Source organism: Chitinophaga sp. YR573, from assembly GCF_900110995.1.
GTDB lineage: Bacteria > Bacteroidota > Bacteroidia > Chitinophagales > Chitinophagaceae > Chitinophaga.
Map to the genome: position 1 here is coordinate 510,764 of NZ_FOJF01000002.1, position 26,211 is coordinate 536,974.

Annotated in this window: 16 protein-coding genes; 12 read left to right on the forward strand and 4 right to left on the reverse strand. The window is 43.3% G+C overall.

What is annotated here, in order from left to right; genetic code table 11:
• Positions 1-233 precede the first annotated feature (233 nt).
• The 7 genes from BMW86_RS22020 to BMW86_RS22050 all read left to right on the forward strand — a co-directional run bounded on the left by BMW86_RS22020 (position 234) and on the right by BMW86_RS22050 (position 12,589).
• The gene (locus BMW86_RS22020; protein WP_177189356.1) at positions 234-1,226 is read left to right on the forward strand and encodes a sensor histidine kinase; all 993 of its coding nucleotides are present in this window, start codon (positions 234-236) and stop codon (positions 1,224-1,226) included.
• A complete protein-coding gene (locus BMW86_RS22025; RefSeq protein ID WP_089784104.1) occupies positions 1,223-1,987 on the forward strand; it encodes a LytR/AlgR family response regulator transcription factor in 765 nt (254 codons plus the stop codon). The genes BMW86_RS22020 and BMW86_RS22025 overlap by 4 nt, the downstream gene beginning before the upstream one ends.
• Positions 1,988-2,120: 133 nt before the next feature.
• Positions 2,121-2,882, forward strand: coding sequence for a hypothetical protein (locus BMW86_RS22030; RefSeq protein WP_089784105.1), 762 nt, complete (start codon positions 2,121-2,123; stop codon positions 2,880-2,882).
• A gap of 223 nt (positions 2,883-3,105) precedes the next feature.
• Positions 3,106-3,894: a hypothetical protein gene (locus BMW86_RS22035; RefSeq protein ID WP_143056658.1), complete on the forward strand. Its 789-nt coding sequence runs from the start codon at positions 3,106-3,108 to the stop codon at positions 3,892-3,894.
• 650 nt (positions 3,895-4,544) lie between these two features.
• Positions 4,545-8,531, forward strand: coding sequence for a hypothetical protein (locus tag BMW86_RS22040; protein WP_089784107.1), 3,987 nt, complete (start codon positions 4,545-4,547; stop codon positions 8,529-8,531).
• Positions 8,532-8,543: 12 nt separating this feature from the next.
• A complete protein-coding gene (locus BMW86_RS22045; RefSeq protein ID WP_089784108.1) occupies positions 8,544-9,650 on the forward strand; it encodes a hypothetical protein in 1,107 nt (368 codons plus the stop codon).
• Positions 9,650-12,589, forward strand: a complete 2,940-nt coding sequence (locus BMW86_RS22050; protein WP_255373013.1) for a pentapeptide repeat-containing protein — start codon at positions 9,650-9,652, stop codon at positions 12,587-12,589. The genes BMW86_RS22045 and BMW86_RS22050 overlap by 1 nt, the downstream gene beginning before the upstream one ends.
• A 47-nt stretch (positions 12,590-12,636) precedes the next feature.
• On the opposite strand, the gene BMW86_RS22055 is transcribed toward BMW86_RS22050, so the two are convergent.
• The 4 genes from BMW86_RS22055 to BMW86_RS22070 form a co-directional block, all read right to left on the reverse strand.
• Entirely contained in the window at positions 12,637-15,081 is a 2,445-nt protein-coding gene (locus tag BMW86_RS22055) for a carboxylesterase family protein (RefSeq protein ID WP_255372978.1), read from the reverse strand.
• 73 nt (positions 15,082-15,154) lie between these two features.
• Positions 15,155-16,051, reverse strand: a complete 897-nt coding sequence (locus tag BMW86_RS22060) for a metallophosphoesterase family protein (protein WP_089784110.1) — start codon at positions 16,049-16,051, stop codon at positions 15,155-15,157.
• Between the two features lie 113 nt (positions 16,052-16,164).
• Entirely contained in the window at positions 16,165-17,475 is a 1,311-nt protein-coding gene (locus tag BMW86_RS22065) for a DEAD/DEAH box helicase (protein ID WP_177189403.1), read from the reverse strand.
• A gap of 165 nt (positions 17,476-17,640) precedes the next feature.
• On the reverse strand, positions 17,641-18,045 hold the full coding sequence (locus BMW86_RS22070; RefSeq protein WP_089784112.1) for a GNAT family N-acetyltransferase: 405 nt from the start codon (positions 18,043-18,045) through the stop codon (positions 17,641-17,643).
• Positions 18,046-18,128: 83 nt separating this feature from the next.
• Here BMW86_RS22070 and BMW86_RS22075 point away from each other — a divergent pair, with 83 nt between their 5' ends.
• The 5 genes from BMW86_RS22075 to BMW86_RS22095 all read left to right on the forward strand — a co-directional run bounded on the left by BMW86_RS22075 (position 18,129) and on the right by BMW86_RS22095 (position 26,171).
• Positions 18,129-19,244 (forward strand): suppressor of fused domain protein, encoded by a 1,116-nt coding sequence (locus BMW86_RS22075; RefSeq protein ID WP_089784113.1) that lies wholly within the window; start codon positions 18,129-18,131, stop codon positions 19,242-19,244.
• 129 nt (positions 19,245-19,373) lie between these two features.
• Positions 19,374-20,360: an aldo/keto reductase gene (locus tag BMW86_RS22080; protein ID WP_089784114.1), complete on the forward strand. Its 987-nt coding sequence runs from the start codon at positions 19,374-19,376 to the stop codon at positions 20,358-20,360.
• A 38-nt stretch (positions 20,361-20,398) separates the two neighbouring features.
• Positions 20,399-21,436 carry a tRNA dihydrouridine synthase DusB gene (dusB, locus tag BMW86_RS22085; RefSeq protein WP_089784115.1) on the forward strand — a complete coding sequence of 346 codons (1,038 nt, stop codon included), beginning with the start codon at positions 20,399-20,401 and terminating at the stop codon, positions 21,434-21,436.
• 71 nt (positions 21,437-21,507) lie between these two features.
• A complete protein-coding gene (locus BMW86_RS22090; RefSeq protein WP_089784116.1) occupies positions 21,508-23,691 on the forward strand; it encodes a putative Ig domain-containing protein in 2,184 nt (727 codons plus the stop codon).
• On the forward strand, positions 23,688-26,171 hold the full coding sequence (locus BMW86_RS22095) for an alpha-L-arabinofuranosidase C-terminal domain-containing protein (RefSeq protein ID WP_089784117.1): 2,484 nt from the start codon (positions 23,688-23,690) through the stop codon (positions 26,169-26,171). Before BMW86_RS22090 ends, BMW86_RS22095 begins: the two co-directional genes overlap by 4 nt.
• Positions 26,172-26,211: the final 40 nt, after the last annotated feature.

Consider the following 26,211-nt stretch of genomic DNA (forward strand, 5'->3'; position numbering starts at 1 on the left):
ATAATCTTCTCTTTATTGACTCCGTAGGAGTCCCCTTCTATTCGCAACTTAGGGGACTCCTACGGAGTCTGTGTTTTGTTGTTTAATATGTTTCTATAAACACGGGGCTCCTAACGGAGCCTTTTCCTGTTTTAAATATTTGACCACCGATTTTTACCGCTTCATCCGTATTTTTTCTACATTTAAGTGCAGAACGCTGGTACTTTGTACTTATGAATGCTACGATGGGGAGAATGTTTTACATATATAGCTCACTTTTTATCTCGTTTGCGCTCAACTTACCTAAATTGCTGGCACTCAGGAATGAAGGGGTGGTGGCGCATTACTGGCGTTTTGATCCCTATGAGCTTATCTTCCAGACTGTCATCAATTTCATCTTCTGTCTTTGCATTTTTTATATCAACAGGAAATATTTCCGTACACCTGTAAACCGCTGGCGTTTAAAGGAAGAAGGACTGGCATTACTGATCAATTTTGTTTTACTGCTCCTGTTCACGATGATTACCGTGAAAGTGCAGAAAAGGTTGTTCAGCCCGGGTTTATTACCAGGAAAGGGAGTAGGGATGAAATTCCTGATCAGTATGTTGCTGATAGCCATAGAGCTGAAGATAGTGGATATCCTGCGGCATGCCCGTTCTAAAGAGATGGAGAATGCACAGCTGAGGAATGCACATCTGAAAGCAGAGCTGGGGTTATTAAAAGGACAGTTACAACCGCACTTCTTTTTCAATGCATTGAGCAGTTTGTCTGGAGTGGTAAGAGAAGATCCTTCCCAGGCGCAATATTATATCAATCAGTTATCAAAAGTATATCGTTATTCCCTGCAAAAGAATGATAATAACCTGGTGAACCTGAAAGATGAACTGAATGCCGTACAATCCTATGTAGCGTTGTTAAAAATGCGTCATGAAAAGGGATTTGAACTGAAAGTAGATATAGGAGAAGCGGATATGCAGTACCTGTTACCGCATATGTCCCTGCAACCATTGATAGAGAATGCATCCAAACATAATATAGTGACGGTTTCCCGCCCTTTACGGATCCATATATTTATAGAAGATCAGCAGCTGATAGTAGAGAATAATATACAGCCGGTATCTTTTCCGGAAGCAGGGACGGGGATAGGATTACCTAATCTGAATGAACGTTATAAGATCTTAATGCAGCTGGAGATCAGTATTATGAAGAAGGATGGAAAATTTATTGTCAAACTGCCGTTAAAATGAGAGTAGCAATTATAGAAGATGAACCGGCCACTGCCCGCAACCTGCAGCATATGTTACAGGAGATAGCGCCTGAAGCTGAAGTACTGGCCATATTACCAGGAGTAACAGATGCTGTGAGCTGGTTACAGCAACATGCGCAGCAATGTGATCTGTTGTTTATGGATATCCGTTTAAGTGATGGATTATCATTTGAGATTTTCAGTCAGGTACATATTACGTTGCCGGTGATTTTCATTACTGCTTTTGATGATTATGCCTTGCAGGCATTCAAGGCCAATGGCATTGATTATATCCTAAAGCCTTTTGATGACGGAGAGCTGAAACAGGCGTTGGTGAAGTTTAACCGGTTGCGTACACAGGGTGGAACAGATAGTTATGCGCAGTTATTAAAGATTGCAGAAAGCCTGAAGGGGAATACCTCTTATAAACAATCTTTTTTGGTACATACACGGGATAAACTGATTCCGCTAACAGCCGGGCAGATCTCCTGGTTTTATACCGCCAATGAGATTGTATATGCCGGTACAGCAGATAACAAACAGTATATCATAGAGGCCACAATGGAGCAATTGCAGCAGCAACTGGACCCGGCCTGTTTTTTCAGGGCTAACCGGCAGTTTATTGTGCAAAAGAAGGCCATTCTGGAAGTAGATTTTTACTTTAACGGACGTTTATCCCTGAAAATCAATCCTCCGGCAAAAGAGCAGATTTTGATCAGCAAGGCAAGAGTGCCTGAATTTCGTCAGTGGATGAATAGTTAAAAGACGTATCTAAATAAATTGAATAAGTTCACCCCCCATATTTGCCGTTTCACCGGAAAACGAAAAACTTCGCCCTGATAAAACATCTAACTAGCAGTTAAATTATTTATCACCAATTTTAAAAAGTCATTCTATGAAAAGAGAACGCATCACTTTCAGTAAAGCTGCATTGTTATTCGTTTGTTTATCCGCAGGTATTTTATTTACTATTTCTTCCTGTAAGAAAGATGATTCTACAACTACTGACACGATATCTGATGATGATGTATCAGAAGTGGTAAGTCAGTCAGTATCTACACAGAGTGGGGGCCTTGTTACCCAGTCTACTGCTGCCGCCAGTATGACTTCCACAGTTAGTTCCATGAGAACGAGTGCTAAGATCGCAGATCAATGTGGTATTATGCATGATACTACTATTACGGGAGCAAGCGAGGCAGGCGCTGTTATCACCTACAGCTATAACTGTAGCTGGAACTGGCTGCTGACCTGCGATGGTACTACTCCGCAGACATACGTATGGAATTATGCAGGTAAGGCTTCTTATGATGCACCAAGAATGTCTTCCAGCGACAGTTCAAAGGCGAACATTACTATTACCGGTTTAGGTGGGGACAGTACATATTATGTAGTGAACCAGACTTATGTACGTAATGGTAGTCAGACTTCTAAAATCAATGAGAAGCGTTCTTTTACGAGTGTGATTACGATCACTTCTGCTGATATCAGAATCAGTAAAAGTACGCTAAAGGTTATCTCTGGTACAGGTACTGTTTCAATAAGTGGTACAGTAACCGGTGGTAAATCTTTTACACGCACAGGAACGATTACTTTCCTGGGTAACGACAAGGCAACACTTGTTTTAACAAATGGTAAGTCTTACACGATAGAATGGTAGAATTGTGGTAGGTAATGAAACTCCCGGCAGGAAATACTTCTTACCGGGAGTTTTCATTTTCAATAGTTTACACGCATTAATATTTAAATAACGCAATAGAATGTGTATTTCTACGTTTATATTATGATTTTTAAGTATATTATATTAGCTTTGTGAAGGTTCATGTGAATTATTTAAATCAGCATCATTTTATAATCACTAATCACTTAATAATCTACATTCTATGAAAAGAGTAAAGTTCCCCTTATCGCGTAGCAAGTCTGCTATTCTGTTAATGTTCGTAGCTGCTGGTATTTCTATGGCAATTCCAGCATGTAAAAAAGATGAAAGCACTGCTCCTGCTGTATCTCAGGAAGATGCATCTACTATGGTAAATGAGTCACTGTTTTCTACTGAAGGAAATGGTTTGCAATTCCAGACAGATAACGCAGTATCTGTTGCCGCTAATTATGATGGCGCAAGACAAGGCGCAAAAATTACCAGCGAAGATTGCGGTATTAAAAAAGAGAATAGCTATGTTGTGAAGAGCGAGCCTAACACCTCTGGTCTTTCTTACAGCTATAACATCCTTTGGAACTGGACTTTAACTTGTAAAGAAAGCGAGCCTGTGTCTTTTGCTATGGCTACTACTGCTAATATCTCTTATACCACTAAAAAGGTATCTGTAGTAGATAGTTCTGTAGCTGCATTCACCGTTTCTGGTTTACAGTCAGACAGCGCTTACCTGTTAATTAATCAGACTTATAACCATACAGGTAGCTACACTATCACTTCAGGCGATACTGTTTCTACTTACCACAATACCATCAGCTATAAATCTACTGATGTAAAGGTTAGTAAAGCAACCCGTATGATCGTATCTGGTACTGCTGAAGTTACTATCAGTGGAACAAACGCAAAAGGTCAGGTATTCAGCTACTCCGGTACTATTACTTACCAGGGTAGTTACAAAGCAATATTCGCTATTAAAGGTGGATCTAGCTTCAACCTTACCTGGACTGGCAGACAGTAATCAATTAATTAATAATAAAAAGCCCGTCCGGTATTACCGTGACGGGCTTTTTAATACTAATTGCTGATGTATTGAAGAGGTTCTGATCGGCTCTTGAACAGGATTATCCTCCGTTTATCCTCCGTCTTTTAACGGAGGATAAACGGAGGATAATCCTGTTCAAGTCCTGTTTTGTTCCTGTTCTATTCCTCCTGTCACTGCTATAGAAGTTACTTTATTATTAGTTCCTGGCTACATCATTATAGCGGCAAGCCTCTTAACGTTTACCTTTGGAACAAAGGTCTTCATGTTTGCGAAGTAAACATTTTAATTGTCTCTGCACAGCGGAGACAATGCCATAACGTTTTATCATTCCAGCCTTTGCCAAAGGTTTCTACTAGTTTGTGAGACAACTTTTTTACTATTTCTTTGTCATATCCAGCCCTTTGATTGCTATTACTTCTGATGATCCCCCATCAGTTATTCAATTTCTTAACTCAGAAGATACAGTTGTTATTCAATACTTAACGAATTGTGTTTTATATTATATAGTTGATGTATACACTTTGTCGATACTCCTTATTAGGTTTTTAGTCCCCTATCCCCGTCTTTTATAAAAGGTCCGCAAATCGATTTTCATTATTAATCCTCGCACCCAATTTTTAACTATTATGGATAGTGTTACTCTTCATTTCGATTTCAGCCACCTTCAACATTTAAATAAGGATGGCCTGAACATTAAATTCGTCAATTCAAACAAAAATGCCGTTGTAAAAGAGCATACCCCTCAAACGCTGGCACATTACCGGAGTACGAATAAACTACTGCAGGTATTATCAGATGATGCATTGGGCAAATTCACGCATTATGTGGAGCATGCGGAGTTTTCATCAGAAGAGATAGGGTTTAATGTGATCACCTATCCTTCTGCACGGCCAGGCGCAGTGGCTGGTGAAATAGCCGCTATGTATAACTACATTCCGAGGGAAAAGCTTAAAAAGGCAGTAAGTGTTATGAATGCTAACGGCAGAAATGCTTTCCTGCCGGCAAAATTAAAATATTATACCGCTGCTACCTTAAAACATGCAGCGCCACTTGCCCTGCAGGAATTAACCGATTATCATTCAGATACTAACCTTACGGTAAATATCCTGGATACAGCCCTTTCGGTTGTAATGCAACATCCTGAGATAGCAAGTGTGCTGGCAGATGTACATTACCGTATAGCAGAAGATATCATCCTGGCAGACCCTCTTTTTACGGACCTGTGGCAATACCTGCTGATGCACCCTGCCGAAGGAGATGCTCCCTGGTATGATAATACAATAGTAAAAGATCCGGCCGGCAATATTATGCCGCCTGCCAGCGACCTCATAGATTGCGACGGAGAAGTTATTGTATGGCCCGTTATAGAGATAGAGGGAAAAGAGGTGAGCGCTATACCACAATACAATCTTTCTGATGGTTTGAAAGAGGTGATGACGCCCCTTTTGCAAAGTATATTACAAAAACTGAAAGATACATCCTGGCTGAAAGGCTCCCAATGGGATGCCATCAATGGCAGTACAGGCGAAACCAGTGTAAGTGACCAATCAGACCCTGTACTGAAGGCTGAACATTTATTGGGAGACAGTGGTAAAACCAAATGGACCATTAATAATAAGACTTCAGAATTTGGCCTTCACCTGTATTGGGAAACCTTACAGTTTGACGATGCCTCAAAAAGGCTCAGCTTTGAAGTGAAGAACTGGCCTAATCGTGGATTAGGTGTTTATTGCCAGTTTAAAACACCTGATGGCGCTATTATTAACAATCCTGCCAACTGGGAAAGCGCTACCGGTGGTTTGAACGGGCTGGTAAAAGAGTGGTTTGAAAACAGCACCAGTAAAAAATACCTCACTTATATGGGTGCTGGTAGCCTGTTTTTTGGTTTTCCTGTTTGGGCGCCTAAGGTCAGGCTTTCTTTCCCGGTACCAGACAATGCCAGTACTGTCAATGTATTTTTTGGCGGGTTAGGAGTAGGCAACTGGGATATGGATGTAGATAAACTGGGCCTTGTTTATACTTCTGTTGTTTGTTACGGTATACCAGCTTTGTTTTCAGCTTTATCTGTTGGTGTTTCCTCCTCCCAATGGTATGCAGACTTTTTTAAGAAAAGGGAAAATGTAGTGATATTGGTATCAGCTTCACTGGCCTGTTATACGCTGATTGTTGGCGCGGCAACACAAAACGGAATGGATATAGAACCCTTTCTTATTAAAGCCGCAGAGTTTGTAGGAGGTATCCTGTTCTCTCAGGGCATGAAAGAATTCATGGCCCCTGCAGTAGCACAGGTATCTAAAGATAAGGTCATCCAAAGTACACCGGTTACGGGTCTGGCACACCAGCTGATTAGTATGACCAGTGCAATTACCAGTATGGTAGCCACCACTACACAAGTGTTAATGTCACCAGCCACGTATAATATCGAGGCTAAACGTTCTATGCAACTGACCGTACAGGTTAAACCAGACCCTACGCATGGCACCTCTTCCCAGGCTCCCATCTGGCCTAAGGCAAGCGACAATTACCAGATCCTGGTTCAATACGAAGGCAATACCTCTTCAAAAAAGAAAGTAGGCAAAATGCCCCTGAAAAGTGATGAACCGATTGAAGTACTTTTTTCAGAGAAAACGCAGGATGAATTACCAGTAGCACCCGGACAAAAAATGCAGATCATTACTACCGTTTATTCAAAAGAAGAATGGATTGTAGGGCAATGGACAAGCGGCTGGATGGATGCAGTACCTACAAAAGATGGCGCACGCAGAGAAGAAGGGTCTATTATTGAACGACTGGTCCCTTTATTATCTTCCACAAAATACCAGCATCTTGAAAAGCTGGATTATAATGGTAAGGAAAAGAAATACCAGTGGATTAAAAAAGCAGATGCACCCAAAGCTACACGGGCCATACTGAATCATCAGGACCTATCCGAACTGGTCAATCTTACCATCAATAACATTGCTTATAAGATCGGTTATTGCTACCGTGGGGGACAACAACAGCTACCACTTGATTATGGAACGGGCAAACAATCCACGCCGATGTACCTGTTGAAAGCTGTGTCAACACTGGCCAATCCGGGTGCAGGTATGAAGGTTTCCACCCTTGGACAGAGCATACAATCTTACATTGCCTTTGACCAGTTTGGACCAGCAGGTCTTTTTGGTGTGGATCAGGCGGAAAGTTTTATGCCGGACCTGAATACAAAACCCGCTGTTGCAGCTGCGTTACGAAGTCTGTTTTCTACCAATGGATTCGCGCTTCCAGCTAATGCAGTTGTTACCGTGGTGAAAAAAGATGCGTCGTGGACAATAGGTATACCAGGGAGTAATCCATTATATGACCTCCGCCGGGAGGTAGATGTGATTAAAGTATTCAGGTGGCCTACACCGGAGTTTAGTCCTAATAATTTCTATCTCGATACAAGGACTTATGATACACAGAAAATGTATCACCTGCGCCTGGTTGATCTGAATGATGAGAAAAATCCATCGTTCGACTTTGCATCCCGCAAAAGCTGGGGTGCATTCGCGATGGAGCATATCAGCGCTGTTGCTATTCATCCAAACAATTTTGCACTGGCTATCAGCTACCGGAATAATAAAATCGCGATTGTTGAATTACCGGCAACAGGGATGGACGAAGCAAAAGCGCCCATAGCTATTCCTTTGTCTGGTAAAGGCGTGCGGGAAGGCTTGCTGCAGGGCCCTGTGGCTATGACTATTGCTGCCGATGGAAGGATTCTGGTACTGGAAGATATTAACGCGCGGATCCAGGCTTTTGATACCAGGGGTAACAGTGTGCCCTGCTTTAAAGCAGAACTTTCCTTTCAGGTTTCATCGTCATTAAAAGCAACACTGTCTGCAAAAACAAGCTCCGTTTTATTGATGCAGGCACTGCAAAAACAGGTGCCGGTATACTATCCCAACAGTGATCAGCGCTACCTTCTGGTATCCTTAACCAGCTTAACCAGCTCATTCAGAGAAGAGCTGAATACAGGCAGACTGAGTAATGCACTACGGGAAAAATTCAAAGCAAGGCTATTATCCCTGAGCAACGATGCGGTATGCCATTGTACGGAAAAAGATAAACTATGGCTCATTGTTGATCCAACAGAAGGTATCAGTTATGATGTGCGTTTTAATGGCGAAAAAACAAACGAGATTGATGTGTACAGAAGTATGAACCTGACCATTGGTGAAAAATCGCCGGGCAAAATATGGACGGTGGAAGATCAGACCAACAGTCTTTATTATGATGTGCAACTGAATGAAACTGCTATTATATTCACCCGTTTATCTTCTGTAATGAAGCTGAAGGATGCTCCCGGCAGTCAAAGGACCTACCTGGATATCAGCAGTGAAACAAAGGGCTTTATTTATGTGCTTTCTTACAAAGATACCGGCACGAAATCAGAGGATTACAAACTGGATATTTATAACCCGGACGGCACTCCGCTTACTCCCAATAAACTTTCAGATAACGGACAGGTGAATGCAGCAAGATTTGTGGTAGACCAGTGGCGGACATTATTCACCCTGAATTATGAACAGATGGAAGGTGCGGCAGGCAGGCCAGAGCCAACTATTAGCCAATGGATCCCTACAACTTAAAAACACTATTCAATGCATAATGATACACAGACGGAATATGCACTTGTGTCTTCCGAATTGCCTTCGCTGCGTGTGATGCTCATTTTTCAAAATACATTCCAGCTCACGACTCCGATGACCAGCGAGGACATTAAAAAATTTTTCACAATGGTGGAATGGCTTTCGGGTAACTACCCGGATGTCAAAAATTCGCAATGCCTGATTTGGTATAACAGTTTCTTTAATGGTCTTGTTACTGTAGACAAGGTAGACATCATGTACCAGGTTTTCAAATACCGGAGATATGTACATGACACGGGGATAGACAATTGTCCTTACTATCGGGGAGAAACAAAATGGTACAACTGGTGGTATACCTATCATCATGGATGGAAGTATTGGGATCAGGACGATCAGGATACCATCACGGATCCCGGGGTAGGATTGCCCGGACACCCTGCTAACTGGCGAACCATGGCAGATACATTACTCATGGCATGGGGAGATAGTAATCCATCAGAGACATACATTAATAAAGGCGTCAGTAATTTGCTAAAAGGTGTAAACGAAGTGCATGCGTCTGAGGATAAGGTAATGAACAACTGGACTGGTATTTCAACGGTTACCGGAAGCATCTCATCTCTATGGAGTAAGCAAAAAGCAGACTTAGTGGCACTGAAGGCGTTGACCACTATGGATAATAAAAGTTATTTGTTTCTTTTACACCTGTTAATCGGTTTGGCTACAGGCGATACGAAGATGACTACTTTTGTCAATAAACTTGTTGTAGTGAATACTTCTACGGAAGCATACCCGAACGAAAAATTCATCAACCAGCTCACTTATTTTGTTCTTATGTACCTGGGTGATATCCGCGAAACAGATGTGAAGTACGGCTGGAATAATGAACAACTACAGACATTTGTAAGAGACCTGATAAGTGTTATCAATAAAACCACCAGCGCTTCTCCAGGTTCCACGGCAATAGTGGCCAGCCTGAATCTGCAATTAGGGTTGCTTTCTACAATATCCTATTACCCTTTGATTGATCCGGAAAGTAGTCAGCCTTTATCAGAACGTAAAAGCGATACACGTGCTGCATTAAACAGGGCCTTAAAAGCAACTCCAATAGAAGCATGATGCAGACAAACAACTATCAGCCGAAAGGAAACCCACCCTATGATTTTACGGGGCAGGATTTAAGTGGAAAAAATCTTGAGGGCCTGGATCTACGGAAGGCAATCATGAAAAATACAATACTGAAGGGCACCATATTCAAAGGAGTTATCAGCATGCAGGGAGCGGACCTTACAGGTGCGCAAATGGGAGATGGTACTGATTTTTCAGGGCTGGACCTTACCGGTGTTGTGTTTGATAATAAACCCAAATTTGGTGATAATGTAAAACAACCGGTTAAGCTGATCAAGGCTACAATCAATTTTAAGCAGTTAGGGTTGTTGTGGAAATGTATTGATCTTACCGGTGCTGTTATTAAAGAGATACCAGCCGATCCCGGTGATCTTATTGCCAGAAATTCCAATCTTACCGGGATAGATCTGTCTAAAATGCGTCTTAACAACGTTCATTTCTACAGATGTGTATTAACAGGGGCAAAGTTCATCGAAAGCATCCTGCACGACGCTATTTTTGGTGACCAGTGCGACCTTACACAGGCCAACTTTTCCAAAGCTGTTATACCTGGTGGTGTGTTTAACAAAGCCATACTGACCAGGACCAACCTGGACGGAGCGGTATTAACCAATGCCTCCTTTCTGAATGCAAGAATGGATGGTACCATTTTCGATAATACCGATCTTACCAATTGTATATTCAGTCAGCCTGCCAGTTTTTCCCGGGAACGGAATAACCTGACCTCTTTCAAAAAAGCAACGCTCAATTTTTCCACACTGAATAAGGAATGGTCCTATCTTGACCTTCGGGAGACTGTTCTACAAGGATTGAATGCTACTGTTAATCTTGATAACCTGGAGGCATTACACAGTAATCTTTCCGGACGGGACTTTACGGGTTATCACCTGGATGATGCTGACTTTAGCGGAGCCACATTGCACGACACTATTTTTAAGAATGCTGTGATGAACAGGGCGAGGTTAAAAGCAGTGAAAGGAGAGAAAACAATCTTTGTGGGAGCAGTACTGAATGCAGCGAGCTTCAGCAATATTGAGGAGCTGAATATTGCAACGGTGTTGAAGGGGGCAGACTTTACAAATGCCCGGCTGAACAATACGCTGTTTATTAATGCAGACCTCAGCCCATATATATCGGCCAGCAAAGTTAGTACACCGTCAAAGTTCAATGGGGCAGAAATGATGAATGGAGATTTCAGCAATGTTAATCTTACAGAAGCGTTGCTGTCGGGTGGAATTGCCATGCATAACACAAACTTTACCGGGGCCTTATTTAAGAAAGCAAATCTTAGCGGAGCTCAGATGGGGGCTTTTTCAACATTGTTTGAAATGTTGGAAGGAACAGAGGCGTATAAAAGATTACTACAACATCTGACATTACTGGACCCTTATGGCACTGCCGAAATATTCAAAGAATATGGTTATTCTTTATCACCCAAAGGCACCCTTATAAAGGCAGAGATAGCAGGTACAGCATGGAGCATTAATACAGAAGGCACTAGTTCTCTTTCCTATCAGGTGCTTAAATGGACTTCTTCGGATGGTAAAACCGTATTGATTGTTTCAAGACCGGTGAGTGCGGCCACACTTTCAAATGCGATCATGATCGATGTTAATCTTGACCAGGCGGATCTGAGAAATGTTACTGCTACGAAGATTGAATTATATGGACCCAATGTCAAAATTACCGGCGCTAAACTACAAGGCATCAAACTGTCTAACAGTAATCTAACTGGTATTGACCTGACTCAGGCGGTGTTATATAAAGCGGTACTAAATGGGGCCAGTCTGATTAATGTCAAATTAACGGGGGCTAACCTGACAGAAGCCATACTGAATGACTGCAATTTGCAAGGGGCCGTTTTTACGGGTACTCAACTGGATGGTGTTACACTATCTGGTTCTGCAGTATCTGTTAATATAGAACAGACAAAAACTGCGGGTGTTTTCCTCTTAGCATCATCTGCTTCTATGTCCCAGCACAAGGTGTTGCTGGACGAGTTGGAGAAGGTGACTGAACCGCTGATGGCAGATGCTATAACCAGGTATTGTAGTCTTTTGAATGATCCCCGGAATATGACCCGGTTAATGAAAGATATCCCGGCTTTCAGAGATACATTTTCAGAAGGAGCCGTATTAGCTGTTGTTGCAAGGGATAAACAATGGAGTGTTACTGACAAAACTACCATTTATACAATAGAATACAGTCCACTTAAAAATCAGATACTGCTATTTCCTGCTACTGACAAAAAGAGTGCAAGAGTGGTTGTAACGGATACGCTTGATACATGTATTAAAGCGCTGAAAGATAAAAATATGTCTTTGCTGCTATCACTTTATACGGATCTTGCCGGCATTTTTTCTACGGCTGCAGTTATTGAAGTGATTGATAAGAACAAAACCTGGCGTATAGTAGAAACAGATTCCCAAAAAGGCACTATCAAAGAATACAGGGTATGGTATGGGTATAGTGCGAGAGGCGTCAGTGGCTTATATATGCAGCCATTGTTCCCGAAGCTGAAAGATATATTGGACAGAGCAGGTGTCCGTCTCAGGACCCAGGCCTGGATCAGCAAAGGTACTGTTATTGATAGCTGGAATATTGATAATGACCTTCTGAATCCTGACAACAAGGATACTGGTTATGTCAAGATCGAAGTAATAAAAGAATCCAGCGGCAATGTATCTTTCTATGGGACGAATCTGCGTGTAGCACAGATCAATGATAAGCGAGAGCGGGAATTATTTATACGTAGTTATCAGTCGACCGTACTTGCCAAAAGTGGTACTACCACTAAGGATTGCGGGTCTGATGGCAGTAACAGCGTTTTTGGGCCTGATACGATCTGCCCTAATACGATGAAGTTTTCTACTAACAGGTTAGAGAGAAGATCATGGGAAGAGATGTTAAGGGTTTCCAGGTTGCCTTAATTATTCTTAATTATAAAAGCGGGCGTCGTCAGACGCCCGCTCGTTTATTAGTTTTTAATACTCTCTGCATCATCCAGTTTCCATTCATTATTATAGAAACCAGCTGTTTTCACTGCATTCATATCTCCTTTCAAAAGATCTGTACTAAAGATCATGTAATCAGGGAATCCACTACCACCGGCGAAGTATTGATTGGCATCAGCTGCTCTCATACCTGGCAGTCCTGAACCGCCAATTACTGCTACGGAAGCTACTTTACTATCAGCCCTGGGCCAGATGAAATAAGCAGCAAACTGGTTGCCGGTATATTCCTGTGTGCCTACGGTTACTTTGCCGCGGGTTACCTGTACCGGGCTGTTTTGCAGCAGTTGTTTCCAGGCTTTATTGGTACTGGCATTACCATAAATAATTACGCTGCGATCCGGATATTTAGTAGCATCGAAATCTTTATCAGCAATAATATCTACTGCACCATTTCCTCTGTAATACCATGTCTCAGCATCATAACGGGCTTTGTTCAAAGACCATTCATTCTCTGCTGATTGACCACCGGTGCTGTATACAAACACCATTCTGTGATTGAATGCCTCTTTAAAAGTACCGTTACGGGCGATGCCTTTTTCAGTGGACAGCGGCGCTGTGCCCTGGGTCCATGTTACACCGTTATGTAAATAGATAGTGGTATCTTCTGCTTTGCGGGTATAGCTGAGAGCCGGTTTGCCGTCTAACAAAATGTTGGTAGTAGCGCCTACAGGAAGGTCCTTTACATCAAAAGCCAGTGTCTGCACATTGGTGGTGGTACCGGTGATGGTATTGTTGTGACGGAAGAGTTGCAGACGGCTATATTCCAGTGAATGTTGCTGCTGTAATATATGTGCCCAATGATAGGCAGAAGAGATAGCAGGGTTGGCGGTGGTAAAGTCTACCACGCTGATACTGCTGTCTGCCGGGATGGTATGCCATTTAAAGAACTGGAATAACGGGCCCCAGTCAACGCATTGGTCGCCATACCAGTGTTCCCCGCCCGGGTATTCATAATAACTGTAATCCGCATGGAAACCGGCCAGGATCTGTTTCATCTGGCGGGCATAATCTACGGATACTACTTTGTCGCTGTCGCCATGCAGGATATACACACCAGCTGCTTTATAATTGGTAGCGAGTTTGAAAGTGTTGCTTGGATTGCTGGCACGTAACAGCACTTTTTCGGTGTTATTACGGGGAGAGTCCGGAATAAGCCCGTCAGCAGAGCCGTAACCCATTAGTGTGGGGTAACCGGAACAAGGAGCGATCGCCGCCCATTTGCCCGGGAAAGTGGCTCCCAGGTACCATGTCCCGTGGCCTCCCATAGAATGACCGGTAAGGTAGATCCTTTCCGGGTTAGGCTGGAACTTTTTAGTAGCAATGTCCAGTACTTCCAGGGCATCTAAACGGCCCCAGTCTTCCCAGTTAAAACCACGGGGGCGACGGTTGGTAGGCGCTACCAGTACACCCCAGTCTTTGTAACGGTAAGCGCTGGCCTGGTTGATAGCCTGTACTTCCGCACCGTGTACGGAGAGGAAGAGCGCAGGCGCTTTCCCGTCGGGGTTAGACTGTGGCGATACGCTGTAATATTGTACGCTGCCATCTATTTCGCTCACGAACGTGTTGCTGTAATGAAGGGTATCACTGACAGGTTTTAACGTAATCGTTTTATTATCGATGGAAGTTTTTGCATTGAGCAGGGTGAGGGAGCAATTGCCATCCTTAAAAGCGGAAGCATCCATTTTAAAGCCCACTTTACGGGTGGTTTGTGCGGCAATGTCCGGAAGGGTGGTCGTGAGCGTTTTACCCGCTACAGTAGCCTGTAACTGCAGGTTTTTAAGCGGCTGGGCAGTCGTATTGATGATCACTACGGCGCCCCATAGTTCACTGTTGTTTTTGTTGGATACAACAAAGGGCAGGGTAGAATCTGCAGTGCTGATATACACGGGTTTTTCCGGGAATAGCAGTTGTGCTTTGATACCCATTCTGCCATAACTGCGGCCTGTTCTGATATAGAAATCGTTGATCCCTTTGTGCAGGGCAACCGGAACGTACATCCATCCGTAGCGGTACATATCACCTGCATGCGGAGTACCATTCACGTATACCATCTGATGGCCGGCAATATTTAAGATAGCCGTTTGTTCTTTGGGAGAGTTGTAGGATACATAGAGGTAGCCGTTGTTGATAGCACGGCCCGCAAAAGAGCCGTCATCATCCGCCTTGATAGGCTGCCAGGTACCGGCTTTGCCTTTATCATCTGTAAAAGAAGCAGCACCGTTGATGGGTGTTTTCAGTTGTCCTTCGCAGATGAGGCCCGCCAGCTGGTCGGTAAATAAGGCAGTCCTGCCGTACTGGTGGCAGGGGCCACTGATTAATCCATCCTTAAAAACGTACGCCTGTTGTGCAATCAGGCTGAGACCTGTGAACTGGAACAATGCCAGTATGAATACAATCTTCCGCATCATAAGTTAATTTGACTTACAAAATAGAAAGCGGATGAATAGGTAGTATATAGTTTTTGAAGAACGGTAAATCTGCTTAATAGTTGATATATTTCTCTGAGAAACTACCATCTGCATATAGATCTATCAAACCATAACCAGGGGCTGTTTCTCTTCTGTTTCCTTCCCACCAGGCGCCACTTACGGCACCATCGCAGATGTAGGTGACATTGTTGTACACTACTTTATCGCGCAGGTGGATATGCCCGCTTAAACATAATTTTACATTCGGATGCTGGTAGAATAATCTGATGATTTTTGCCGTATCTGTATGCATATCTCCACCCAGCATCTGCCATTTATTTACAATGTCATCTTCTATCATCAGTGTAGCGGTGAGAATAGGGATATGAGACATGATGCACACAGGCATAGTGGTTGTTTTCAACTCATTTTCCAGCCAGCTGAATTGTTCATCGCCCAGTTTTCCGATGTACCAGGTATTATCGATATCCAGGTGTACACTATCGAGTATAATAAACTTCCAGCCATTCTTTACAAAGCTGTAGTAAGGAGAAGATAATTGCAGCTGGTCCAGGGAATATTGTTTACCATATACTGCCTGTCCTTTGTTGTTTTCTGCCCACCAGATATCGTGGTTTCCTATAGCGTAATGGATAGGTAAACTACATTCACCGGCTGTGATGGATTTTACCAGTTTCCATTGTTCATCAATGGTACTGATGTTTTCCTTGTTCATGTCAAACACAATATCACCACCGTTGAGGATCATATCTACTTTGGGAGATTGCTGTTGTACATGATGGAGACAGTCGGCATAATGTTTAGGAGCATCCCATTTATTCTTTAAGTGAATATCGGTGAGATGAGCCACCCGCAAAACAGGCTTTTCCTTTTCTGCAGCAAATGAAAACGGAGATGTGAGTACGAGACCACCTAGTCCCAGACCTTTGAGTAATGTTCTTCTTTCCATGACGGGGCAAAGATATATACGGGGTTATTGAGGGCAGGTTATGAAATTGTAAACAAGGCATAAAAAAAGCCGGTTCCCATCAGGAAACCGGCTTGATAAATATAATCAGTTACTTAGTTCTCATATCTTGAAGAAGTCTGCCTTGCTCTTGGCTGACCGCTGCTGCTACGTTGCTGATTACCACGCTGAGGGCGGTTGTTATTGGAAAAATTGCTTCTTCCACCACCGCCACCACCTTGTGGTTTAGGAGCAACACCACGGAAGGTGGGTGCAGCTACGTGACTATCATGGAATGGATGATTTTCCACTACCGGGATATTACGTGCAATCAGTTTATGGATATCACGCAGGTATGCTTTTTCTTCTCCATCGCAGAAAGAGTAGGCAGTACCGTTAGCGCCCGCGCGACCTGTACGGCCGATACGGTGTACATATGTTTCCGGTACGTTCGGTAATTCATAGTTGATCACATGTGCGAGTTCATCTATGTCTATACCTCTTGCAGCGATATCAGTAGCTACAAGTACTCTTGTATGCTGTGATTTGAAGTTGGAAAGCGCACGCTGACGTGCATTCTGCGATTTGTTACCATGAATGGCCTCTGCGGTGATATTTGCTTTCTGCAGGTCTTTCACTACTTTGTCCGCACCATGTTTGGTACGGGTGAATACCAGTGCAGTTTTAATATCATGTTCTTTCAGCAGGTGAAGGAGCAGACCGCGTTTATCCTGTTTGCCAACGAAGTAAACAGACTGAGTGATGGTTTCTGCAGTGGAAGAAACGGGTGTTACTTCTACTTTGGAAGGATCATGCAGGATGGCGTTTGCCAGTTTCTGAATTTCCGGAGGCATTGTAGCGGAGAAGAATAATGTTTGCCTGTTTTCCGGTAATTTGGTGATGACGCGTTTTACGTCATGTACAAATCCCATGTCAAGCATTCTGTCTGCTTCATCCAGCACAAAGAATTTAATATCTTTCAGGCTTACATGTCCCTGGCTGATAAGGTCCAGTAAACGGCCGGGAGTAGCTACCAGGATATCAACACCTCTTCTGAGGGCTTCTGTTTGTCCGTGTTGGGACACACCGCCAAAGATTACAAGATGTTTAAGATCGAGATATTTACCGTAGGCAGCAAAGCTTTCCTGTATTTGTATCGCCAGTTCACGTGTAGGCGTTAATATGAGTGCTTTGATAGTGCGTGCTCCTTTGCGGGGCGCATTCTGTTGTTCCTGTTGGAGTAACTGTAACAGGGGAATAGCAAAAGCTGCTGTTTTACCTGTACCTGTTTGTGCGCATCCCAATAAATCGCGTTTTTCAAGGATAAGAGGGATGGATTGCTGTTGAATAGGGGTAGGATTAGTATATCCTTCATCTTTCAAAGCCTTTAACACTGGCTCAATGAGCCCTAATTGTTCAAATGACAAATTATTTGATTTTTTAATGATAAATATGGTAAGGCTATCAAATGCAGTTGATACTTTACCTGCCTTACTCGCAAGCCTGCACATTTTTGGAGGGTAACTACAAAAGTAGGTGAGGAGAGAGAATAAAAGTTATGCAAATGTACATTAATTTATTGACAAATTGTCTTATAAGAGTTTTTCCATCAGCATTTCAGGCTTTGATGCCGGGGTGAATCCGAATTGCTGATAGAGAGAATGAGCGTCGGCAGTCATCAATCCCCAGCGTTTTAAACCCTGTAAATCAGGATGTGCCATGACCTCTTTCATGAGTAGTTTACTTAAGCCCTGTCCTCTGTAATCTTCTGCTATAAAGACATCCATCACCCAGGCCAATATGGCATAGTCGGTCACTATTCTTGCAAAACCTACCTGTTGATCATCATCGTTAAATACACCAAAACAGAGAGAATTAGCAACGGACTTTTCAACAACTTCCATGGTCCTGCCTTTTGCCCAGTAAGAGCGGTTACTGAGATAATCATGTATAAAGGTGAGATCGAGTTTGGATTTATCTGCGGATACATAGAACATACAATAAAGGTAATGAATGTTGATAAAAAGGCAATTCAGCGGGAGAACACGTTTAATGATTAGTAGTTATCTTGCATCTCATTATGAGCCAGGAACCAATAACACTGATAGAACAGCCTAACGGCCGCCATACCTTGTATGCGGCGGTAGAGCAGGACGAACGTACCGCCTATTTTTACCTGTACACGGCAGAACTGATAAGCAAGAAATACCGCATGCGTGCCTGCTGGTTGCGCAATCTGCAGGCGGGTCCTTCGGGTAGGGATAGTGCAGCGATGGAAAACGGGATGGCGCCTATGCTGCCAGCCAGGTTGTGTAATCATCCACAAGGAAAGGAGCCTTTGGTGGCTTCCAGGTTATCCATTGTATGGATGCCGGAAGATGATGGTGCAGCGGTATTGTATGATGGTGAGATACTGGGTGTAATTCCCGGCTGGAGCCTGTATGTAGATGAACCGGCTGCCTATGCGGCTGATTGTATAGATGTGGATCAGCAGCAACTGGTGTTCCCTTTGGGAGAACGGGGCAGCAATGAACAATATGATCGTGTAGCGGAAGCCGTTAAGTTCCGTAAAGAATGGGAAAGCGTGGAAGAACCTCGCTGGCCGGTGATACAGGAGCAGTTTATCAATGCGTATGAAGAACGTTTTGGTAAAATGCAGCAGTATTATGCGATTGATAACAAGGAATGGCCGCCTATGGCGATGGGGAAATTTGAGAAAGATAATGTTGTCTATTTCCTGACGATGGGTGTGAGTATCCGGCCTATGCCCTGGGTAGCTTACCTGTATAACGAGAGTGCATCTGCTTTCCGGCGCATGGAGCTGGGGATAGCAATCAATAAAGCTGATTTTACTGAAGAAGAGATTATGAAGATGGCGGAAGGACTGTCTGTTCTCGCGGATATCCCCTGGAGGCATATCAGCTGGTTGGGAGAAGGGCATACAGTAGGTTCTTCGAAGTTAACAGCACCTTTTGAAAGCCTGGTATTGTCTGCTGCTTTATATAACGGGGATAGCCTTGTTTTGCCTGAAATGTATGGAGATAAGGTGAATTTCTACTGGACCAGCCCTATTACACCCCTGGAACTGGGTTTTGCCCACAGAAAGCCTAATGGCGGGTATGAATTGCTGGAAAAGATGATAGAGAATGATATTACGCATGTGGTGAACCGCAGGGATGAGATATTTCAGCAGTAGAGATATGCTTCAACTATGAAGCAGACAGGAAGGAGAGAGGAAGGAGACAGGACGGAGAGAGGAAGGAGGCTTCCTTTTTAAATAGTTTTCAGGAAACTGTCAGATGACCGATCTTTGCATAAAAAAAATATGAAATATAGAAGATTAGGCGCTACACAGGAAGAATTATCGGCTATAGGACTGGGATGTATGGGTATGAATCATGCCTATGGGGAACCTGATGACGTGGAATCCATTGCCACACTGGAAAAAGCCCTGGAAATCGGTATTAATTTCTGGGATACTGCTGATGTATATGCCAACGGTAAAAACGAAGAACTGGTAGCTAAAGTACTGAAACCCAACAGAAACAGAATCTTTATAGCTACCAAGTTTGGTTTCCGTGCTGATAAAGACAATAAACTCACCACATTTGATGGTTCTCCTGCTTATATGAAAACAGCGGTAGAAGCCAGTTTAAAACGTTTACAGACGGATGTGATCGATCTGTACTATGCACACCGCATAGACCCGAATGTACCCGTAGAAGAAATGGTAGGCGCCATGGCCGACCTGGTAAAAGAGGGTAAAATCCGTTATATAGGCTTATCTGAAGCGTCTGCTAATTCTTTACGCAGAGCGCATGCCGTTCATCCTATCAGTGCGTTGCAGAGTGAATATTCCCTGCTGACAAGAGACGTAGAAGCGGAAATCATCCCTGTTTGTAAAGAACTGGGGATCTCTTTTGTGCCTTTTAGTCCACTGGCCCGTGGGTTAGTCACCAATGCATTGAATGTATCCGAACTGGCAGCCAATGATTTCAGGAAATCCCTGCCCCGTTACCAGGGAGAATATGCGGAAAACAACAGTAAGCTCTCTGAAGGGTTTGCTGCTATTGCAGGGACTAAAAACTGCACACCTGCGCAACTGGCGCTGGCCTGGGTACTGGCACAGGGAGAGGATATCATTCCTATTCCGGGTACTAAACGCCGTAAATACCTGCTGGACAATGCGGGATCTGTAGATGTAGTACTGAATACGGCTGATTTACAGGAGATTGAAGCCCTGCTGGCTAAATATCCGAATACTGGCGACCGCTACAACGAAGCGAACTACAAGTTTGTAGATAAAAACTGATATTTTTGCGCTCCGGGAACAATCCCCGGATACATATAATGATCAAGATAGATAACATCGTGCTGCCCGACTTTCCCTTGTTGCTTGCACCAATGGAAGATGTAAGTGATCCCCCTTTCCGGGTGGTATGTAAGGATAATGGGGCCGATCTGATGTATACGGAATTCATTTCCAGTGAAGGGTTGATTAATGATACCGCCAAATGCCGTAAAAGGCTGGACATTTTCGATGAAGAACGCCCGGTAGGCATACAGATCTTTGGGGGTGATGAGGGAAAGCTCGGTATGGCAGCTACGATCGTAGATATGATCAAACCAGATCTGCTGGATATTAACTTTGGATGCCCTATTAAAGGGATTGTCAGCAAAGGCGCCGGCTCCGGCGTGCTGAAAGATATAGACCTGATGGTGCGCTTAACTGCCGCCTGCGTAAAAGCCACTAATCTGCCCGTAACGGTTAAAACAAGACTGGGGTGGGACGATCATACCAAAAACATAGAAGAAGTGGCAGAACGGCTGCAGGATGTGGGAATTAAGGCCCTTGCCATCCATGGACGTACCCGCTGCCAGATGTATAAAGGCACAGCCGACTGGGAGCTGATTGCCAAAGTAAAGAACAACCCCCGCATTCACATTCCTGTTTTCGGCAACGGAGATATTGACAGTCCGCAGAAAGCCCTGGAATACAAGAACCGCTATGGTGTAGACGGGATCATGATAGGCCGTGCTGCCATCGGTTATCCCTGGATCTTCCGCGAAGTAAAACATTACATACAGACCGGCGAACTGTTATCTGCACCTACATTGGCCGAAAGGGTAACAGTGTGTAAAAGACAATTACGTAAATCATTGCAATGGCGTGGCCCGGAATCCGGTGTATATGCCATGCGCCGCCATTATATCAGTTACCTGAAAGGCCTGCCGGAGTTTGCGCTGTTCCGCAAAAGACTGGTATCTACAGATGATCCGCAGGAAGTAGAAGCAGTACTTGATGATCTGCTGGTAGCTTATAACGGCTTTGAATTTGAACAGACTCCCATAGAACTGATCAATTATCATGAAAACTGTTCATTGTAATTGATAAAATCTAAGCAAAGCCGGGTAATATCTGTTAACGGATTCTGCTATAAGAGTGGGAAGTTTACAGTATGTGGACTAAAACCTGGCTGATAGTATTTACTCTTACAATAAGCTTGTCATCATTTGCCCAGCACCGCAACTTTATACCTTTACCTGTTGCCCGTTTTTCTACCGGTGATACTGCTGCATGGGCTTTATCTTCCTATAAGGATGTTCACTGGAAGCCGGTGCGTACAGGTCATGTATGGCAGGAGCAGGGCTATGATGGTTATCATGGATATGCCTGGTACCGCATTCATGTAAAGATTCCTTCCTCATTAAAGAATAGTGGATTCTGGAAAGATAGTCTGCGTATTTTCCTGGCACATATTAACGATGTGGATGCCACTTATCTGAATGGCGTTCTGATTGGCAAAACTGGCGCTTTCCCGGAAGATGAAGGCGGATATGTGAGCAAATGGCCTGCGGTGCGTGAATATCATGTATCGGTGAAGGATCCTGCTATTCACTGGGATGAGGATAACGTGATTGCCATCCGTGATTATGATGGTGGTGGCAGTGGTGGTATTTTTATGGGAGACCCTTATATTGATATGCTGGAACGAACAGACGGACTGGATATCACTATGCCGGTGGAAGAAATTAAGTATGGGAAGAATGGAATGGCTACGCAGCCTTTGCATATACATAACCGCTTTAATACACCTGTCTCCGGTACACTTGCCTATAAAGATCATACTATCGCGGTGCAATTACCTGCGTACGGGCAGTTATCATTTGTATTGAATGTACCTGATAAGGAAGGTATTTCTTACTATTATCGTTTTACAGAAAAGGGGAGTGGTTTGCAGGTATATCATCAGCAAACATTTCCTTATATTCTTACACCACCTGTGTCTCCGGCTCCCCGTATCAATTCTGCAAAAGTATATGGTGTAAGGCCGGGCTCTCCGTTTTTATTTAAGATAGCAGCCACAGGTATTAAACCATTAACTTATCATATAGATCATCTTCCTTCCGGATTAGCGTTAGATACTCAGACGGGTATTATTACCGGGATATTGGATAAGAAAGGTAGTTATCAGACAGTCATACACGTTAGTAATGTAAAAGGGAGCGCTGCTCAGAACTTTACTATTAAAGCAGGAGATACGTTGTCTTTTACGCCTGTGATGGGATGGAACAGCTGGAATTGCTGGGGCGTGAATGTTAGTGCAGAAAAGGTACAAAGTTCTGCAAAGGCAATGCTGGATAAAGGGTTGGCTGATCATGGCTGGAGTTATATCAATGTGGATGATGGATGGGAAGCGCCTGCCCGGGCTGCGGATAGCAGTATTGTTACGAATAGTAAGTTTCCGGATATGCCGGCATTAGGTAGCTGGTTACATCAGCGTGGACTGAAGTTTGGTATTTATTCTTCTCCCGGACCATTGACCTGTGGCGGGTTCCTGGGTTCTTACCGGCAGGAGGAAAGTGATGCACGTACTTATGCGGGATGGGGAGTAGATTATCTTAAATACGACTGGTGCAGTTATGAATCTATAACGGATACTTCTCTGGAAGGGTATATTAAACCTTTCCGGATTATGCAGCATGCATTGCGTAAACAAAACAGGGATATTATTTATAGTATTTGTCAGTATGGATTGAAGGATGTGTGGAAATGGGGACGTGAAGTGGATGGACAATCCTGGCGGACTACAGAAGATATAGAAGATACCTGGGAGAGTATGGAGAGGATAGGATTTAGTCAGGATAAATTGCAGGCATACGCCGGCCCTGGTCATTGGAATGATCCTGATATGATGATTGTGGGGAAAGTAGGATGGGGAGAGAATTTACATGCTTCGCGTTTAACGCCTGATGAACAGTATACACATGTGAGTTTATGGTGTTTGTTATCTGCTCCTTTACTGATAGGATGTGATCTGGATAAGCTGGACGACTTTACATTAAATCTGTTGACGAATGATGAAGTGCTGGCGATAGATCAGGATGAACTGGGTAGTCAGGCAAAAAGGGTATCTGCTGATGTATGGGTGAAAGACCTGGCAGATGGAGCGAAAGCCGTTGGCATTTTTAATATGGATACTACTAAGCGTACTATAACGGTGAACTGGAAAACGCTGGGGCTGGATCATTATCATGTTATCCATGATGTATGGAGACAGAAAGATCTCGGTCAATTACAATCCACTTTTACTAAATCAATAGCACCACATGGCGTGATGCTGATAAAGCTGATAAAATGAAAAAACTGTTGATAGCGGGTATTGTTTATTGCAGCGCTGCGAATGCACAAACAGTGATTAATATAAATACACAACAACAAGGTGCGGGAATCTCTCCCACCTTACATGGAATATTTTTTGAAGAGATCAGTCATGCCGGTGAAGGGGGATTATACGCAGAGCTGATACAAAACCGTGGTTTTGAGGAAAGTAATCTGCCACAGGGAACTACGTTGGAAGATGGGTTCATTGTACCTAAAAGAACACCTCATTTTTCCAGTCATCAGATCAGCGACTGGAAAATGGAATGGCCTGTTAAAAGTGAGTGGCCTTCCTGGTCTGCTACGGATGGGATACAACTGGCTTTAACAGATAAAAAACCATTGAATCATCATTCTCTGGAAGTAAACATTAAAGCAAAAAATGCAAGCCTGATGAATGAAGGTTTCTGGGGGATTAATACGGTAGCGGGGAGTAAGTATGAACTGCAATTTTATGCAAGGAATTATAAAGGTCCGGTTACAGCTTCATTACAATCATCTAACGGAGATATTCTTGCCAGTTATACTTTTACTGATATCAATAAAAAAGGATGGGCAAAATATACGGCTACGTTATCTGCTGTTAAATCAGATCCTGCAGCACATTTTGTATTGTCTTTTGGTAATACAGGTGTTGCTTATCTCGACTTTGTTTCCCTGTTTCCGCAACAGACATTTAAGCAGCATGGTTTAAGGTTAGATCTTGCGAATTACATTGCAGATTTAAAACCTGCGTTTATACGCTGGCCAGGTGGTTGTTATGTTGAGGGGATCAATATTGAAAGTGCACCTGACTGGAAACGTACACTGGGACCTGTTGAGAAACGGCCTGGTACGTATAGTCTGTGGGGGTATTGGTCGGGCGATGGATTTGGTTACCATGAATACCTGCAATACTGTGAGGATATTCATGCAGCGGCCTTGTATGTATTTAATGTAGGGATTTCCTGTGATTACAGAAGTGGAACTTTCACGAATGATATAGATAGTGTGATTCAGAGTGCGCTGGATGCGATAGAATATGCGGTAGGTCCTGCTACCTCTAAATGGGGGAAGATAAGGGCAGCTAACGGGCATGTGAAACCTTTCCCATTAAAGTATGTAGAAGTGGGGAATGAACAACATGGGCCGGAGTATGCAGTGCGTTATAATCGTTTTTATGATGCGATTAAAAAAAGATATCCGTCAATAGAGATTATAGCCAGTATGGGAATAGGGGATGTGAACCGGAATACGATGGATAGTATGCATCATATAGACCTGGCAGATGAACATGCATATAAGGGAGTTTACTGGTCGTTTAATCATGATAACCATTTTGATAAGTATAAAAGAGGTAACTGGAAGATGTATGTGGGAGAGTATGCAACGAATGCCGGTGTAGGCACGGGTAATATGGCAGCTACATTAAGTGATGCGGTGTATATGATGGCGATGGAAAGAAATTCCGATCTGGTGAAGATGTCCAGTTATGCGCCGTTGCTGGTAAATGTACATGATATAGACTGGCCGGTGAACCTGATTAATTTTGATGCAGCGCATAGTTTTGCGAGGATCTCTTATTATGCTATCAAAATGTTTAATGACAACAGACCTGATGTAAACCTGGCGACTACGGTGACGACTGCACCTTCAACAGCACCAGCTTTCAGCGGCGGTATAGGATTAAGCACCTGGGATACACAAAGTGAATATAAAGATATAGAAGTAAGGCAGGGGGATCAGTTATTATACAAAAGTGACTTTATACAGAGCGTTCAGGACTGGCAGTTATTAAGAGGGACGTGGTCTGTACACGACAGTGCTTTATCACAAACGGCAGAAGGGGCACAACTAATGGCTGTTTTAAAGGGGAAATCATTTGATACCTATACGCTTACATTAAAAGCACGCAAAAAGGATGGTTTTAACGCCTTTATTATCCCTTTTGCTGTAAAGGACAATAACACCTGCTTAAGAGCGCATATCGGCTCTTATGTGAACCAGAATTGCGTATTTGAAAGAGTGACAGGAGGCTATGATGTATCTGACCTTAGTGATCAGCGCCGTCTAAAACATCCTATAGAAAAAGACCGTTGGTATGATATACGTTTAGAGGTTAAGGTGGATCAGGTAGATTGTTACCTTGATAATGAACTTTTAATGAGTTACCGGGAGCCTGCTAAAGTTTTCGCTATTGCAGGGAAAGAGAAGAGTACCGGAGACATTATTATAAAAGTGGTGAATGCGAATGCAACTTCCTCTAACACAACTATAAAACTGGATAGTGCAGTGACAATCGATAAGACCGCGGAGTTGATAACACTTGCCTCAGACAGTGAAATTTCGGAGAACTCCTTTGAAAAACCTGAAGCATATATACCTGTGCAACATCAGGTACCGGTTAATTCCGGTTCATTTAACCTGCAACTGGCCCCATATTCTGTAAATGTATTGCGACTAAAGAGCAAACATGATTAAATCTGATTTATAATAAATCAGTGTAACCCTTTTAAAAGGT